This is a genomic window from Sphingomonas sp. Leaf5 (assembly GCF_001421155.1).
In the GTDB taxonomy this organism is placed as follows: domain Bacteria; phylum Pseudomonadota; class Alphaproteobacteria; order Sphingomonadales; family Sphingomonadaceae; genus Sphingomonas.
The window spans coordinates 75,281-89,149 of the sequence record NZ_LMJZ01000001.1; the positions used below are offsets into that span (position 1 = coordinate 75,281).

At 66.2% G+C, this 13,869-nt stretch carries 14 protein-coding genes and 1 tRNA gene; 5 read left to right on the forward strand and 10 right to left on the reverse strand.

Features of this window, described 5'->3' with window-relative positions:
* Window positions 1-201 precede the first annotated feature (201 nt).
* The 3 genes from ASE50_RS00340 to ASE50_RS00350 all read right to left on the reverse strand — a co-directional run bounded on the left by ASE50_RS00340 (window position 202) and on the right by ASE50_RS00350 (window position 5,246).
* Entirely contained in the window at window positions 202-1,719 is a 1,518-nt protein-coding gene (locus tag ASE50_RS00340; RefSeq protein ID WP_056394205.1) for a Fic family protein, read from the reverse strand.
* A gap of 126 nt (window positions 1,720-1,845) precedes the next feature.
* On the reverse strand, window positions 1,846-2,910 hold the full coding sequence (locus ASE50_RS00345; RefSeq protein WP_056394208.1) for a restriction endonuclease: 1,065 nt from the start codon (window positions 2,908-2,910) through the stop codon (window positions 1,846-1,848).
* Window positions 2,907-5,246, reverse strand: a complete 2,340-nt coding sequence (locus ASE50_RS00350; RefSeq protein WP_162236145.1) for an Eco57I restriction-modification methylase domain-containing protein — start codon at window positions 5,244-5,246, stop codon at window positions 2,907-2,909. The genes ASE50_RS00345 and ASE50_RS00350 overlap by 4 nt, the downstream gene beginning before the upstream one ends.
* On the opposite strand from ASE50_RS00350, the gene ASE50_RS18055 reads away from it, so the two are divergent.
* A complete protein-coding gene (locus ASE50_RS18055) occupies window positions 5,188-5,895 on the forward strand; it encodes a hypothetical protein (protein ID WP_156347236.1) in 708 nt (235 codons plus the stop codon). The genes ASE50_RS00350 and ASE50_RS18055 overlap by 59 nt on opposite strands.
* Here ASE50_RS18055 and ASE50_RS00355 read toward each other — a convergent pair.
* From ASE50_RS00355 to ASE50_RS00365, 3 genes are all read right to left on the reverse strand, one after another.
* Window positions 5,861-5,934, reverse strand: a tRNA-Gly gene (locus ASE50_RS00355). The genes ASE50_RS18055 and ASE50_RS00355 overlap by 35 nt on opposite strands.
* Window positions 5,935-5,971: 37 nt before the next feature.
* Entirely contained in the window at window positions 5,972-7,003 is a 1,032-nt protein-coding gene (queA, locus tag ASE50_RS00360; protein ID WP_056394214.1) for a tRNA preQ1(34) S-adenosylmethionine ribosyltransferase-isomerase QueA, read from the reverse strand.
* 23 nt (window positions 7,004-7,026) lie between these two features.
* On the reverse strand, window positions 7,027-7,719 hold the full coding sequence (locus ASE50_RS00365; RefSeq protein ID WP_056394217.1) for a peptidylprolyl isomerase: 693 nt from the start codon (window positions 7,717-7,719) through the stop codon (window positions 7,027-7,029).
* A 248-nt stretch (window positions 7,720-7,967) separates the two neighbouring features.
* On the opposite strand from ASE50_RS00365, the gene petA reads away from it, so the two are divergent.
* Genes petA through ASE50_RS00385 form a run of 4 tightly spaced genes read left to right on the forward strand, consistent with a single transcriptional unit; the run spans window position 7,968 to window position 11,313 of the window.
* Window positions 7,968-8,552, forward strand: coding sequence for a ubiquinol-cytochrome c reductase iron-sulfur subunit (gene petA, locus ASE50_RS00370; protein ID WP_082438697.1), 585 nt, complete (start codon window positions 7,968-7,970; stop codon window positions 8,550-8,552).
* 10 nt (window positions 8,553-8,562) lie between these two features.
* On the forward strand, window positions 8,563-9,888 hold the full coding sequence (locus ASE50_RS00375; RefSeq protein WP_056394220.1) for a cytochrome b: 1,326 nt from the start codon (window positions 8,563-8,565) through the stop codon (window positions 9,886-9,888).
* Window positions 9,889-9,898: 10 nt separating this feature from the next.
* The gene (locus tag ASE50_RS00380; RefSeq protein ID WP_056394223.1) at window positions 9,899-10,765 is read left to right on the forward strand and encodes a cytochrome c1; all 867 of its coding nucleotides are present in this window, start codon (window positions 9,899-9,901) and stop codon (window positions 10,763-10,765) included.
* On the forward strand, window positions 10,762-11,313 hold the full coding sequence (locus tag ASE50_RS00385) for an adenine phosphoribosyltransferase (RefSeq protein WP_414881530.1): 552 nt from the start codon (window positions 10,762-10,764) through the stop codon (window positions 11,311-11,313). The genes ASE50_RS00380 and ASE50_RS00385 overlap by 4 nt, the downstream gene beginning before the upstream one ends.
* Window positions 11,314-11,484: 171 nt before the next feature.
* Here the strand turns inward: ASE50_RS00385 and hisF are convergent, their stop codons facing one another.
* Genes hisF through ASE50_RS00405 form a run of 4 tightly spaced genes read right to left on the reverse strand, consistent with a single transcriptional unit; the run spans window position 11,485 to window position 13,869 of the window.
* Window positions 11,485-12,255, reverse strand: coding sequence for an imidazole glycerol phosphate synthase subunit HisF (gene hisF, locus ASE50_RS00390; RefSeq protein ID WP_056394226.1), 771 nt, complete (start codon window positions 12,253-12,255; stop codon window positions 11,485-11,487).
* A complete protein-coding gene (gene hisA, locus ASE50_RS00395; protein ID WP_056394229.1) occupies window positions 12,252-12,980 on the reverse strand; it encodes a 1-(5-phosphoribosyl)-5-[(5-phosphoribosylamino)methylideneamino]imidazole-4-carboxamide isomerase in 729 nt (242 codons plus the stop codon). The genes hisF and hisA overlap by 4 nt, the downstream gene beginning before the upstream one ends.
* Window positions 12,968-13,567, reverse strand: a complete 600-nt coding sequence (hisH, locus tag ASE50_RS00400) for an imidazole glycerol phosphate synthase subunit HisH (protein WP_056394231.1) — start codon at window positions 13,565-13,567, stop codon at window positions 12,968-12,970. The genes hisA and hisH overlap by 13 nt, the downstream gene beginning before the upstream one ends.
* Entirely contained in the window at window positions 13,564-13,869 is a 306-nt protein-coding gene (locus ASE50_RS00405) for a YciI family protein (protein ID WP_056394234.1), read from the reverse strand. The genes hisH and ASE50_RS00405 overlap by 4 nt, the downstream gene beginning before the upstream one ends.

A 13,869-nucleotide genomic window follows, 5' to 3' on the forward strand; every position in this document is an offset into this window, starting at 1 on the left:
ATACTATCGTGTGCACAGTTTGGTGCCCAGGCCGGTGTCCCGCGAGGCGCGGCCGGACGCCGGAGTGGCGGATTTATGTGGGTTCAGCGCGAATGTGGAGCGGGTGAAGGGAATCGACAACAAACCGCCATGGTTGAAGGCGAGGAATTGATCGCCGTTTTCAACCGCTTGCCATCATCAGGTCGACGGAAGCCATATCGCTCAGTTCGGCTTCAAGGCACCTTCGGCCATCGCGGCCTGCACCACAGTTTCCATCGCGGCCAACTCGTCGTCCGTCAATTCTGGAAATTGCCGCCGTTTCGTCAGCGACAGACGGCCGCCATTCTGGAGCATCAGGCGGATCAGCAGCGCCGCGCGGCGATCGGGCATGTCGACGATCGCCCCTACGCCTCCCATCGCCTGATCGAACACAGTAAGGAATCCAAGCTGTTCGTGCAGATCGGTGCGGACGGTGTCGACCACCCGGTCGTAGAGATATTCCACGAACGGCGTTGCATCGAAATAGCGGTAGAGCGACGCGGTGTGGTTACGCACCGTGATTTCGCGTTCGCTGGTCCACGCCCAGTCGATCGCGGCGAACAGCGGCTGCGAGAAGCGTTCCAGCACCGCGTCATAGCTGCGCTGGTCGCGGACGATTGCGGCGGATACCGGGAAGATCAGATCATCGGGGCTGAACCCGGTCCGGCTCAGCACATGATGGACGAGGAAGCGGTGGATACGCCCATTGCCGTCCTCGAACGGGTGGATGAACACGAAGGCAAACGCGGACACGGCTGCCGCGACCACCGGCTCGACGCCGCCGTCCAGCATCCGCGCGGTTGCGGCCATCCATCCGTCCATCAGCGACGCCACGTCCTCCGGCCGGGGGCAGATGAAGTGCACCTCCTCGCGGAAATCGACCATCGTCTCGCCGACGAAATTCTGGAAGTTCCGCCAGTCGGTGGCGGCGTAGCGCGGATCGACGATCATATTCTGCAACCCGACAATGGCGCTCTTGTCGGTTGCATCGAATGTCGGCGCGGACCGCAACGCCGCCACGAACCGCTCGGTCCGGTCGGGGGTTGGCGTCTCGCCCTCGATCGCGAAGGAGGACCGGGTTTCCTTGGTAAACAGATAACGCACCGCGCGCGCCAGCACGGCGGGATCGTAGCGCTCGATGATCGCGCGAGCCTCCGCGTCGATATGGACGTCGATCTGCGCCGCCAGCCGGGGCGTGCGTCGCACGGTCGGACACAGGCCTGGTGTGCCGAGCAGATTGTCGGCCACCCTATGCCGCGGCGAGTTGCGCCGCGCGGCAGTGACATGCCTGCGTGGATCGAGCGCCTCGACATAATTGCCGGCGGTCGCGTCCGGGAGATCGAGCATCGTCCCCGTCAAATATTCATAAAGGAACCATGCCCGCCGGGCGTAGCTGCCGCTTGGCTCCCGGCGGACCCAGTCGGCGACGATCTCCCCCGGCATCTCGGCGAATGCAGCCGCCAGCACGCCAAGGTCGAGCGGCTCGTAGCGCAAGGCGAAGCGCACGTTGGCGACGATGTCATCACCGGTGGCATAGGCGCGGGGATATAACTCGATCGTGCCATGACCGCTCGTTTCGGTCCGGCGAGCACCGGCGATGACATAGCTTTCGGTATAGGGCGGCGGAACCGGAAGGTCGAAACGGGACCGCAGCCACATATGGCCAAGCGCCGCACGCTCATGTTGACTGGCCCGATTCATACCAAAACGCATAGCGCCATGTAGAACCCATTACCACAAGACGTCCGCGTGCGGTATTGATTACGCAGAAGTTGCAGCGATTCTTGCCTTGCTACCGAGTGACAGGGCTACCTCAACGGCGTTCGCTCATCCTCCCGGTTCGCCCTCAGCAACCAGCGTCCAGATTGGGCGTAGCGGCAACTCAGCGCGAATCGCTTCCGGCAAGCGGGAATAGACGTCGAGCAGCGCGCTGACGATCTCGTCGCGGCCCCAGAAGCGCACACGAAAATAGAGGTCGTTGGTGCGCTTTCGAACGGTGGGCTTGAAGCCGCTCCAGCTGACTAGCAGACCTTGATCGGCGTGGGTGTCCTGCACACAGCCGAGCAGACCCTGCAATGCCGGCTGGTCGGCGGTCGCGTCGCCGCTCTTCACCTGCACGACGAGACGCGGACCTTCGAAGCCGAGCGCACCACGGCCGGCGACGATGTCGATACCCGCGTCGGGACCGGGCGGGGACACATGAGTCTGGTAGCCCTGCGCCGTCAGGATCGCGGCGATCAGGCGGGTGAAGTCGTGGCCAACGAAGCTGGACGATATGCGGCGTTCGATCTGATCGCGGGCGATCCGTTCGAGGTCGAGCTGTTCCTCCGCCACCGGCTCTTCGGCGATCGGACCGCCGGCAATCGCACGGCGCGTGGAAACGACCGATTCGACGCCATCGCCCGGATCGCGACCGGTCTTCAGCACGGCGAGGACGCGGGCGAGAGCGTTGTTCCGCCGGATCTCGCACACCGTCATGAACGCGCCGAAGCTGTAGAGCAGATCCTGCCGGAAGGCGTCGCGCTTCAGGTCGGTGGTCAGCCATTCGATCGGACGCGCCGGGTGGCCGTCGGGCAATTGGCGATAGGGTCCGGTGACGCGTGCGATGCCGATCTTGCCGAGGCTCTTCAGGGGTGAGACGACCAGATCGCCGTCGGTGATGGTGTTGACGAACTGGTTGATCTGCGCGGCGTAATTACCCTGCGCGGCGGGCTTGGCGTCGGGAACGGTCGAACGCACTGCATCCAGCACCTGATCGCGCGTAGCTGCCCCGGACAAGTCGCGGACCATGCTAAAGCCGATGTTGAGCAGGTTGCGGTCAAGCGCTTCCGGCTCATGTTCGCCATCGCGACCGAGGCGGACCAGCCATAGGCGTTGGGGGGTGGCGGTCATGCGTCGATCTCCGCATCCGGTTGCCCTGCGTTGAGGGCGTTGACCCACGCCAGCGTCAGGTCGCGGCTGCGATAGCGGCCCCAGCGCGCCGTCTCCTCGCGTTCGACGATGGGAAAGGTGGAGAAGATGTAGCGCACGTCGTCGCGGTCGGTGACGCCGTAGAGGATGAAGAACAGCGCATCGAGCCGGGCACGCAGCCGCAGCCGCCGTTCCTCGTCCCAGGCGAAGGGCGGCAGCACCGTGCCGTCCGCATCGACATGCCCGAGGTCGCGGGCGAACGGGGCGAGATCATGTGCGGTGTAAATGAGTTCCAGCACGCTCGCGCGGACGATGTCGGCGGCGGTGCGGCTACCGAAGCGGCGATCAAAGGCGGCGGGCGGAATGACGGGGAGTTGTTCGACGATATACCAGTTGAGGTGGGTGCTTTGCGTCTTCTGCCGAGCAACATAGTCGAAAACGATGCTGTTCAGATTCCCCAACAGCAGCGCCTGCTGAGCATACGGCAAATCCGACCGGATCAACGGAGCCGTGTTGCCCGCCGCCATGCTGGGTATCAGGGACACGATCATCGTGCGCGCATCGGTTGCACGCGCTATGTCCCGGAAAGCGATTGCTGGTCGCTTATAATTATGTTCGGCATCCAGCACCCAGAATTGTGGCGAGGGCAGAAAGGCAGGGTCAGCCTTCTGCAAACAGCTTACATCACCGCTGAACGCCGCGTTGTGCAGGTTATCGGTATTGACCATCACAGAAGCGGCACGATGATCGAACTGGTGGATCATGCGACCGACATACAGCGGCACCCATTCCCCCGCGGCCGAACCGAAGCGGTTGCCACCAATATGCCATGCGCCCTCACGCTCTTCCAATTCCGCGCGGGTGCGGAACAGGTGGCTGTCGTTGGTCATATCGAACATGCGAACGTAGCGCACCGGCCAGGCCGCGACGGGGGTGCTGCCGGAGCGATCGACCAGCACCGGCTGGCGGGAATAGATACCAGTGGTGAGTTCCATGTCCCTGCGCGAACGGAAGATGGGCGCAGTGCCGGTGTTGGGGTTGACCGCGGCGAACCCTTCCGCCGAGATCGCGAAGCTGCGCTCGGGATCGGCAATTTCCGATACGTCCTGAAGGAAGAAAGCACACGATGCTGCCGGGAAGGTGCGCTGTGGGCTGCATATCATCGCAATGAACTTGAATCGGCTATCGACGTCAGGAAAAAATGGCTCCTTACCGTAGCGGGTCCGGCGGTTCTCAAAATCGAACAGCGCCTTGAGGTGTCCGCCCGTCGAAACACCACGAAAGAAGGGTGCCGCAGACAGGTCCGAGGCGATGCCGCTCGGCGTCAGCAATCCGACCATGCCGTTCGGCTTCACCAGCGCATGTGCGCGTTCAACGAACAGGCTGTAGATATTGACGTCGCCGCGTCCGAGCAGCGGATAGGCGGTGCGCGCCATCCGTAGTGCGCCGCCCGCGCGCTCGTCGGCCAGTGCGAAGTCGGCCGCCAGCGGATCGCCGTCCTTCCTTAACGCCGCGATCATCCGCGCGCGATCCGACGCACGCGTCGCGCGTGCAATCTCAGGCCGACGAGCGGCGAACCATTCGACCTGTTGCAGCTTCATTCGGTCCCATGGCGGATTGCCGACCACCGCATCGAAGCCGCCATGCCGCTCGCCGCTCGACCATTCGGTCCACACGCCAGGGAAGGCGACCTGCCAGTTGAGGAAGCGTTCGTCCTCGATCAGCGCCCGGGCGCGGGCAAGAATCTGGGTCGCGGGTTCAAGAAGCTCGCCGGGGTTGAACGCCTGCTTGCGCATACGCTCGCCACTCTTGTCCTTCTCGAACGCAGTCTTGCCGAAGCGGGGCAAGACCCTTCCTGCGGCAATAGCGATCGGGTCGCCGAACACGCCGTCCAGCCATGCCCGCACCGCCGCCTTGTCTTCCCGCCCCTTGAGATCGAGCCAATCAAGCGCGTGAAGGACGCCCATGAACCCGTCGAGCGGCGCGACTTGTTGCTGGACGCCGTAAAAGGTGTCGGCGGATTGATGCGCCTCGGCGATCTCAGCGTCGGTCAATCGCTCGATGATCTGCATCGCCGCCGCCGCCGACTGTGCTTCTCGCAGCGGACCGGCATAGAGCAATTGCCCCCCGCCCCAGCCTTCGGCGCGATCAATCGCATCACGCACCCACAGGCCGAACAGGCTATCGCCGGCGCGCAGGTGATGATCGACGAACGACAGCGGCGCGCCGACGGTGAAGGTGTGGAGCCACAGTGCCACCTTGGCCAGTTCGACCGCCATCGGCGTCTGCGGGCTCTGCGGCGAGGGCTGGATCGTCATCGGGACCGAGCGGTGGGGCTGCACCAAGCACAAGTCGGACGGCAGTTGCACGAACAACCGGCAGATCACGACCGAGCATTACGAGCGTCGGGTGCTCGCGGCCTTGCGACAGCGGATGCTCGACCCGGCGCTGGTCGAGGTCTTCGTCCGGGAGTATCATGCCGAATATGCCCGCCGCGCCGCCGACAGCCGGCGAGACGAAGCGCGCCTCCGGAAACGCCTGACAGGCGCACAGGCGCAGGTGAAGCGCCTGATCGCCGCCATCGCTGCCGGCGGTCAGGAATTTGCGGACATCCGCGAGGCGCTCGCCGAGGCCCGTGCCGAGCAGGATGCTGCCGAAAGGGCCCTCGCCGAAATCGAGGCGCTGCCGGTGGTCGCGCTACACCCCACCGTCGCCGCCGACTATCGCGCGCAGGTCGAACGTCTGAACGAGGCGCTCGCCGATCCCGAGGCCCGGCTGGAGGCGATCCCGGCGCTGCGCGAACTGATCGACCGCATCGTCTTAACGCCCAATCCGGAGGGTCGCGGCGTGCTGCTGGAGGTCAAGGGACGGCTGGCCGCAATCATCGATCTTGCCAGCGGCAAATCGGCTTTCGAGGAACGGCTGTTTGTTATGGAGCGGGTGAAGGGAATCGAACCCTCGTCGTAAGCTTGGGAAGCTTCTGCTCTACCATTGAGCTACACCCGCGTCGCTCCTTCAGCCCTTACCCGGCGGGACCGTGCTGTCAAGGCGGGAGGAGCAGCGAGGCGTCTCCATAGGAATAGAAACGATATTCCTCGGCGATGGCGTGGGCATACGCCGCCTGCATCCGCTCGCGCCCCATCAACGCCGATACCAGCATGAACAGCGTCGATTTCGGGAGGTGGAAGTTCGTCATCAGGCCGTCGATGCCACGGAACCGGTACCCCGGCGTGATGAAGATCGCGGTGTCGCCTTCGAACGGCTGGACCCGGCCGGCGTCGTCGCAGGCGCTTTCGATCAGGCGCAGGCTGGTGGTGCCGACCGCGATCACCCGGCCGCCGGCGGCGCGGGTCGCGTTCAGGCGGTCGGCGGTCGCGGCGTCGATGCGGCCCCATTCGGCATGCATCCGATGGTCGTCGGTATCCTCGGCCTTGACCGGCAGAAAGGTGCCTGCACCGACATGCAGCGTCAGCGTCGCATGGCCGATTCCCGCCGTGTCCAGCGCCGCCATCAATGCCGGCGTGAAATGCAGCGCGGCGGTGGGGGCGGCGACCGCACCCGCCTCCCGCGCGAACAGCGTCTGGTAATCCTCGGCGTCGCGCGCGTCGGCACCGCCGCGCTTGGCGGCGATATAGGGCGGCAGCGGCATCCGCCCGGCACGCTCCAGCAGCAGCTCGACCGGTTCGTCGCCGGCGAAGTCGAGCGCGAAGCTGCCATCCGGTCCCCGGTCGCCCGCGATCGCGGTCACGCCTGCGCCGAAATCGATCGTGTCGCCGTCGCGCAGCCGCCGCCCGTTGCGCACGAACGCCCGCCAGCGGCGCGGCCCCTCGCGCTTGTGCAGCGTCGCGCCGATGCCGGCGTCACCGCGCCGCCCCTCCAGCTGTGCCGGAATGACGCGGGTGTCGTTGAACACCAGCAGGTCGCCGGGTCGCAGACAGGCCGGAAGGTCGCGCACGCCCCGGTCGAGCGTGGCATCGCCGTCGAGCACCAGCATCCGCGCTGCGTCCCGCGGGGCGGCGGGGCGCAGCGCGATCCGCTCGGTCGGCAGCTCGAAATCGAACAGGTCGACGTGCATCGCCGGTCGTCGCTCGCCCGGGGTTAGCGGGCGGGGGCGGGCTGGGTCCGCCGGGGCGCGGCGGCGGGCCGGGGGCGCGGCGCGGTGGCGGGCAGCGGCGCGACCGTCTCGGGCAGGGCGACCGGCACTTCGGGCTGATAGGGAGGAGGATTGTCGCTGGCGATATAGGCGTGGACGACGCGCGACGGGTTGGCCGGCGGCTCGCCCTTTTCGATCGCATCGACATATTGCATGCCGTCGATCACCCGCCCGAACACAGTATATTTCTTGTCGAGCGCGAGGCGCGGGGCGAGCATGATGTAGAACTGGCTGTTCGCGCTGTTCTCGTCATTGGCCCGCGCCGCCGCTACCGCACCGCGGACGTGCGGCAGGTAGTTGAACTCCTTTTCGACGTTCGGCAGCTTCGAGCCGCCGGTGCCGTCGCCATCGGGATCGCCGCCCTGCGCCATGAAGCCGTCGATCACGCGGTGAAATTTCAGGCCGTCATAGAATTTTTCGCGAGTCAGCGTCTTGATCCGCGACACCATCTTGGGCGCGACGTCGGGACGCAGCCAGATCGTGACCCGCCCGCCGGTCGACAGGTCGAGGATCCACAGGTTGCGCAGGTCCGTCGTCGACGGCGGCGGCGCGCGTCCCGGCACGTCCATGACCTGCGCCATGGCGGGCAGCGCGAGGAGCGAGGCGAGGAAAGCGAACAATAGGGCGATACGACGCATGGAGTTCCCGGAACACGCGAGGGATATTGGGTCTGGCAGCGGCGCATAGACCATGTCGTCGCTTGCGCCAATCTGAACATCGATCGGTCGGCACGGATCGGTTTCGGCAAAAGGGATTGGCAAACGGGCGAACGCCCGGCTATCACCCCGTGCGACTGGACGGAGAACCGATCGGTCCGGCGTCGCTTCCACGAAGGCGACCGGAGAGGGGCAGGGCGCGACATGCGCCCGACGACAAGGGCTGTTGAATGGCGACTGACGACGATCAGCACGTACCCGCAGGCGGCGCGACCGCACTGGACGGCGGGCCGGACAACCCCCGCAGGCGCGACTATCTGTCGATCGGCGCGGTGGCATTCGCCGGGGTCGGCGCGGGCGTGATCGCGCTGCCGCTCATCAACCAGATGTCGCCCGCCGCCGATACGCTGGCGCTGTCGACGACCGAGATCGACCTGTCGGCGATCGAGCCGGGGCAGGCGATCAAGGCCAGTTTCCGCAAGCAGCCGTTGTTCGTGCGCAACCTGACGCCCAAGGAAATCGCCGAGGCGAATGCGGTGTCGCTTGCCGATCTGCGCGATCCGCAGACGTTGGCGGAGCGGACCAAGACCGGCAAGAACAACTGGCTGATCACGCTGGGCGTCTGCACGCACTTGGGCTGCGTGCCGCTGGGCGCGGGCGAGGGTGAGAATAAGGGGCCGTTCGGCGGCTATTTCTGCCCGTGCCACGGGTCGGCCTACGACACGGCCGGCCGCATCCGGCAGGGGCCTGCGCCGCAGAACCTGCACGTTCCCGAATATGCATTCACGTCCGACACCGTCGTGACGGTCGGCTGAGGAGAGAGTCATGAGCTTCCCCTGGGCCAAGCATTACGAACCGAAACAGCCGCTGATGCGCTGGCTGGACGAGAAGCTGCCGCTTCCCCGGTTGGTCTATAACGCGGTCGGTGCCGGCTATCCGGTGCCGCGCAACCTCAACTATTTCTGGAACTTCGGTGTCCTCGCCGGCGCGGCGCTGGCGGTGCAGATCATCACCGGTATCGTGCTGGCGATGCATTATGCCGCGAACGGCGCGGTCGCGTTCGATTCGGTCGAGCGCATCATGCGCGACGTGCCGTCGGGCTGGTTTCTGCGCTATGCCCACGCCAATGGCGCGTCGATGTTCTTCATCGTCGTCTACACGCATATTTCGCGCGGCATCTATTACGGGTCGTACAAGGCTCCGCGCGAGATGGTGTGGCTGCTCGGCGTCGTCATCTTCCTGCTGATGATGGCGACGGCGTTCATGGGCTATGTGCTCCCCTGGGGGCAGATGAGCTTCTGGGGCGCGCAGGTCATTACCGGCTTCTTCTCGGCGATACCGGGGGTGGGCGAGACGATCCGCGTCTGGCTGCTGGGCGGCTATGCGCCGGACAACGCCGCGCTCAACCGCTTCTTCTCGCTCCATTATCTGATGCCGTTCGTGATCGCGGGCGTGATCGTCCTGCATATCTGGGCGTTGCACATTCCGGGGTCGAACAACCCGACCGGGGTCGAGGTGAAGGGTCCGCAGGATACCGTGCCGTTCCACCCCTATTACACCGCCAAGGACGGGTTCGGCCTCGGCATCTTCCTGATCGTGTTCGCATCGCTGATCTTCTTCGCGCCGAACCTGCTCGGCCACCCGGACAATTACATCCCGGCCAACCCGCTCTCGACGCCGGCGCACATCGTGCCCGAATGGTATTTCCTGCCCTTCTACGCGATCCTGAAGGCGTTCACCGTCGACTTCATCTTCCCGGCGAAGCTGTGGGGCGTGCTGGCGATGTTCGGCTCGATCCTGCTGCTGTTCTTCCTGCCGTGGCTCGACAAGTCGCCGGTGAAGTCGGCCAATTATCGTCCGACCTATCGCCTGTTCCTGATCGTGCTGCTGGTCGACGTGCTGGTGCTCGGCTATCTGGGCGGTGCCGAGGCGACGCCGATCACGGTGCTGCTCAGCCAGATCGCGGCAGGCTATTATTTCGCCCATTTCCTCGTCGTCCTGCCGATCGTGTCGGCGATGGAGCGGCCGCGCCCGCTGCCCAATTCGATCACCGAAGCGGTGCTGAAGGGCGAAGGCGGCACCTCGCCCGCGCAGACCGCCGCCCATGGGTCCGTCCTTCCGGGGCACAACAGCCCGGCCGCGGCCGAGTAAGGGAATCACGATGCTCTCCTTCGCTTCCCGTTTTCTCGCCCGCAACCTCAACCTCGTCGTCGGCGCGGGCTTCCTGTTCGCACTGCTGCTCGGCATCTTCTCGACGGTCGGCGGCATGCTCCATGACGAGCATGTCGAATCGGCCGAGCACGAGTTCCACCTGAAGCCGCGCGATGCGGGGCTGCAATCGGCGGGGCTGTTCGGCACCTTCGACAACCGGCAGCTTCAGCGCGGGTTCCAGGTTTACAAGGAAGTCTGCTCGGCCTGCCATTCGCTGCGGCTGGTGTCGTTCCGCGACCTTCAGGCGCTTGGCTATGACGAGGGTCAGATCAAGACGATCGCCACCGACTGGGCGATCGAACAGCCGAGCGTGAATCCGGAAACCGGCGAGCCGGCGACGCGCAAGAACCTGCCGTCCGACCGTTTCCCGCTGGTCTTCGCGAACGACGTCGCCGCGCGGGCCGCCAACAACAATGCGGTGCCGCCCGACCTGTCGCTGATGACCAAGGCGCGCGACGACGGTTCGGATTACGTCTATTCGCTGCTGACCGGTTATAGCGCGCAGCCGGCCGATCTGCTCCGCAAGTTCCCCGAGGCCAAGACGCCCGAGGGCCTGCATTTCAACCGCTATTTCGCGACGCTGAACCTCGCTATGGCCCCGCCGCTGACCGCGAACGACCAGGTCCAGTATCAGGACGGCACCCGTGCGACTGTCGACCAGATGGCGAAGGATGTCGCGGCGTTCCTGACATGGACGGCCGAGCCGAACCTGCAAAAGCGCCACACTTGGGGTCTGGCAACGGTCATCTTCCTGCTGATCTTCACCGGTCTGGCCTTTGGCGCGTATCGCAACATCTGGCGGGGCATGAAGCATTGATCGTTGCGGATGACGTCGGGGCCGACGCGATTGCCCGGCGCATCCGCACCATTCCCGACTTCCCCAAACCCGGCATCCGGTTTCGCGACATCACGACGCTGATCCTCGACCCGGAAGGGTTGCGACTCGCGGTCGATGGCATGGTCGCGGCGGTGAACGGTCCGGTCGATCTGGTCGCGGGGATCGAGGCGCGGGGATTCGTCTTCGCCCCTGCCGTCGCCCTTGCGCTCGGCGCAGGCGTGCTCCTGATCCGCAAGGACGGCAAGCTACCCGGTGCTACCATCGCCGAAGACTATGCCCTCGAATACGGCAGCGACCGCATCGCCATCCATGCCGATGCCTGCGCCCCCGGGGCGCGGGTGCTGCTGATCGACGATCTGATCGCGACCGGGGGCACGGCGCGCGCGGCGGTGCGGCTGCTGCGCAAGGCCGGGGCGAGCGTCGAACAGGCGTTGTTCGTGATCGATCTGCCCGATCTGGGCGGGGCGGCGGCGTTGCGGGCCGAGGGGATCGGCGTGTCGGCGCTGGTCGCGTTTCCGGGGGAGTAGGCCGGTTTCGGAAGGGGCCGGGGCACAAGCCGCTCTTGTTGATTCGCCCTCACCCTTCCCACCCGGCGGCGCCGGGCGGGCCCCTTCCCTCTCCCGGCGGGAGAGGGAGGGAGCGGCGTAGCCGCGGAAGGGTGAGGGTGATCTGACTAATGGGTTGAAGGCACAGCCCGTCTACCCCCGCGCCGGCGACCGGACCGGCACTCCCGCCGCCGCCAGCGCGGCATGCGCATCGGCCACCGACGCCTCGCCGAAATGGAAGATCGACGCCGCCAGCACGGCGCTGGCATGGCCCTCGATCACCCCCGCGACCAGATGGTCGAGCGTACCGACCCCGCCCGAGGCGACGACCGGTACCGAGACCGCATCGGCGATGGTGCGGATCAGGTCGAGGTCATAGCCGTCACGCGTCCCGTCGCGGTCCATCGATGTGACCAGCAACTCTCCCGCGCCCAGCGCCGCCAGCTTGCGCGCATGGTCGACCGCGTCGATGCCGGTCGCCCGCCTGCCGCCATGGGTGAACACTTCCCAGCGCCCCTCGACCCGCCGCGCATCGACCGATGCGGTGACGCACTGGCTGCCGAAGCGGTCGGCGATGTCGGCGACCAGTTCGGGCCGGGCGACGGCAGCGGAATTTACCGCGACCTTATCGGCCCCCGCCAGCAGCAGCGCCCGCGCATCCTCGGGCGATCGCACCCCGCCACCGACGGTCAGCGGCATGAAGCACACCTCCGCCGTCCGCCGCACCACGTCGATGATCGTGTCGCGCCCCTCGTGACTCGCGCCGATGTCGAGGAAGGTCAGTTCATCGGCACCCGCCGCATCATAGGCGCGCGCCTGTTCGACCGGATCGCCGGCATCGCGCAGTTCGACGAAATTGACGCCCTTCACCACCCGCCCGGCATGGACGTCGAGACAGGGGATCACCCGCGCCCGAACGGTCATGCGCCGGCGACCCGGATCGCTTCCGCCAGATCGAGGCGACCGTCATACAGCGCGCGGCCGGTGATGACGCCCTCGATCCCCGGCTTGCCCTTCAGCGCGTGAATATCCTCGATCCCCGCGACCCCGCCGCTGGCGATGACCGGGATCGAGACGGCAGCGGCCAGTGCGGCGGTCGCCTCGACATTGCAGCCCTTCAGCATCCCGTCGCGGCCGACATCGGTGAACAGCAGCGCGGCGACGCCGGCATCCTCGAACCGGCGGGCAAGGTCGGTGACCGAGACGGTCGACACATCCGCCCAGCCGCGCGTCGCGACCATGCCGTCCCACGCATCGACCGCGACCACGACCTGCCCCGGACAGGCGGCGGCGGCCTCGCGCACGAAATCCGGGTTTTCCAGCGCGGCAGTGCCGATCACGACCCGCGCGACGCCGAGGTCGATCCAGCGATCGACATTGGCGCGGTTGCGAATCCCGCCGCCGAGCTGCACCCGACCCGGAAATGCCTTCAGGATCGCGGCGACCGCATTGCCATTGACCGACTGACCCGCGAACGCACCGTCGAGGTCGACGACATGCAGATGATCCGCCCCGGCATCGGCGAACAACCGCGCCTGCTGCGCCGGATCGTCGCCATAGACGGTGGCGCGGTCCATATCGCCCTCGGCCAGACGGACGACCTGTCCGCCCTTCAGGTCGATCGCGGGGAAAACCGTCAAGGACGCCATTTCAGGAACCTCTCCAGCAGCGCGATGCCATAGCGCTGGCTCTTTTCGGGGTGGAACTGCACGCCCAGCAGGTTGTCGCGGCCGATCGCCGCGGTCACCGGGCCGCCATGGTCGGTGGTGGCCAGCACCTGATCGCCATCGAACGCATAGCTGTGCAGGAAATACGCCTCACCCGGCACCAGCAACGGATGCTCGCGGCAAGGCACGACATCGTTCCAGCCCATATGCGGCACGGTGATGCCGGGCGACGCGGGCAGCCGGCGGACGGTGCCGTCGATCCAGCCCAGCCCGGCATGGACGCCGAATTCCTCCCCGGTGGTGGCGAGCAACTGCATGCCGACACACACGCCAAGGAACGGTACACCGCCGTCCAGCGCCCGCTCGCGCATCGCCTCGACCATGCCGGGAATCGCGGTCAGGCCGTTCATACACGCCGCGAACGCGCCGACCCCGGGCAGGACGATCCGATCGGCGCTCCGCACCGCTTCCGGATCGGCGGTGATCGACAGGTCCGCCGCGCCCGCCGCCTTCAGCGCATTGGCGACCGAATGGAGATTGCCCGCACCGTAATCGATCAGTGCGATCAAAAGAGGTCGCCGATCTGGTCGATCGCCAGCGTCATGGTGAAGGCGACGATCTCGACCGTCGCGACGCCGTTCACGACGAACGGGTCGGTCTCCGCCACCGCGCGCACCGCGTCCGCTTCGCCGCGGAACAGCAGCACGCCGCCGGTCGGTGGAGTGCGACGCCCGGCGATCAGCATGACCCCCTCGTCCATCGCCTTCTTGATCCACGCGACATGCGCGTCGCGGTGGACATCGACCTCGTCGAGCGGCTTCACATAGGTGAGCATCGCTAGGCTCATCGGCTGCATCGGACGGGCTACCAT

Excerpts from the sequence above, each read along its gene's own strand:
- ASE50_RS00365 (WP_056394217.1), bottom strand. The coding sequence starts at position 7,719 with ATGCGTCGTATCGCCCTATTGTTCGCTTTCCTCGCCTCGCTCCTCGCG.
- queA (WP_056394214.1), bottom strand. The coding sequence starts at position 7,003 with ATGCACGTCGACCTGTTCGATTTCGAGCTGCCGACCGAGCGGATCGCG.
- ASE50_RS00345 (WP_056394208.1), bottom strand. The coding sequence starts at position 2,910 with ATGACCGCCACCCCCCAACGCCTATGGCTGGTCCGCCTCGGTCGCGAT.
- hisA (WP_056394229.1), bottom strand. The coding sequence starts at position 12,980 with ATGGCGTCCTTGACGGTTTTCCCCGCGATCGACCTGAAGGGCGGACAG.
- ASE50_RS00350 (WP_162236145.1), bottom strand. The coding sequence starts at position 5,246 with ATGACGATCCAGCCCTCGCCGCAGAGCCCGCAGACGCCGATGGCGGTC.
- ASE50_RS00380 (WP_056394223.1), top strand. The coding sequence starts at position 9,899 with ATGCTCTCCTTCGCTTCCCGTTTTCTCGCCCGCAACCTCAACCTCGTC.
- petA (WP_082438697.1), top strand. The coding sequence starts at position 7,968 with ATGGCGACTGACGACGATCAGCACGTACCCGCAGGCGGCGCGACCGCA.
- ASE50_RS00340 (WP_056394205.1), bottom strand. The coding sequence starts at position 1,719 with ATGAATCGGGCCAGTCAACATGAGCGTGCGGCGCTTGGCCATATGTGG.
- ASE50_RS00375 (WP_056394220.1), top strand. The coding sequence starts at position 8,563 with ATGAGCTTCCCCTGGGCCAAGCATTACGAACCGAAACAGCCGCTGATG.
- ASE50_RS00405 (WP_056394234.1), bottom strand. The coding sequence starts at position 13,869 with ATGGTAGCCCGTCCGATGCAGCCGATGAGCCTAGCGATGCTCACCTAT.
- hisF (WP_056394226.1), bottom strand. The coding sequence starts at position 12,255 with ATGACCGTTCGGGCGCGGGTGATCCCCTGTCTCGACGTCCATGCCGGG.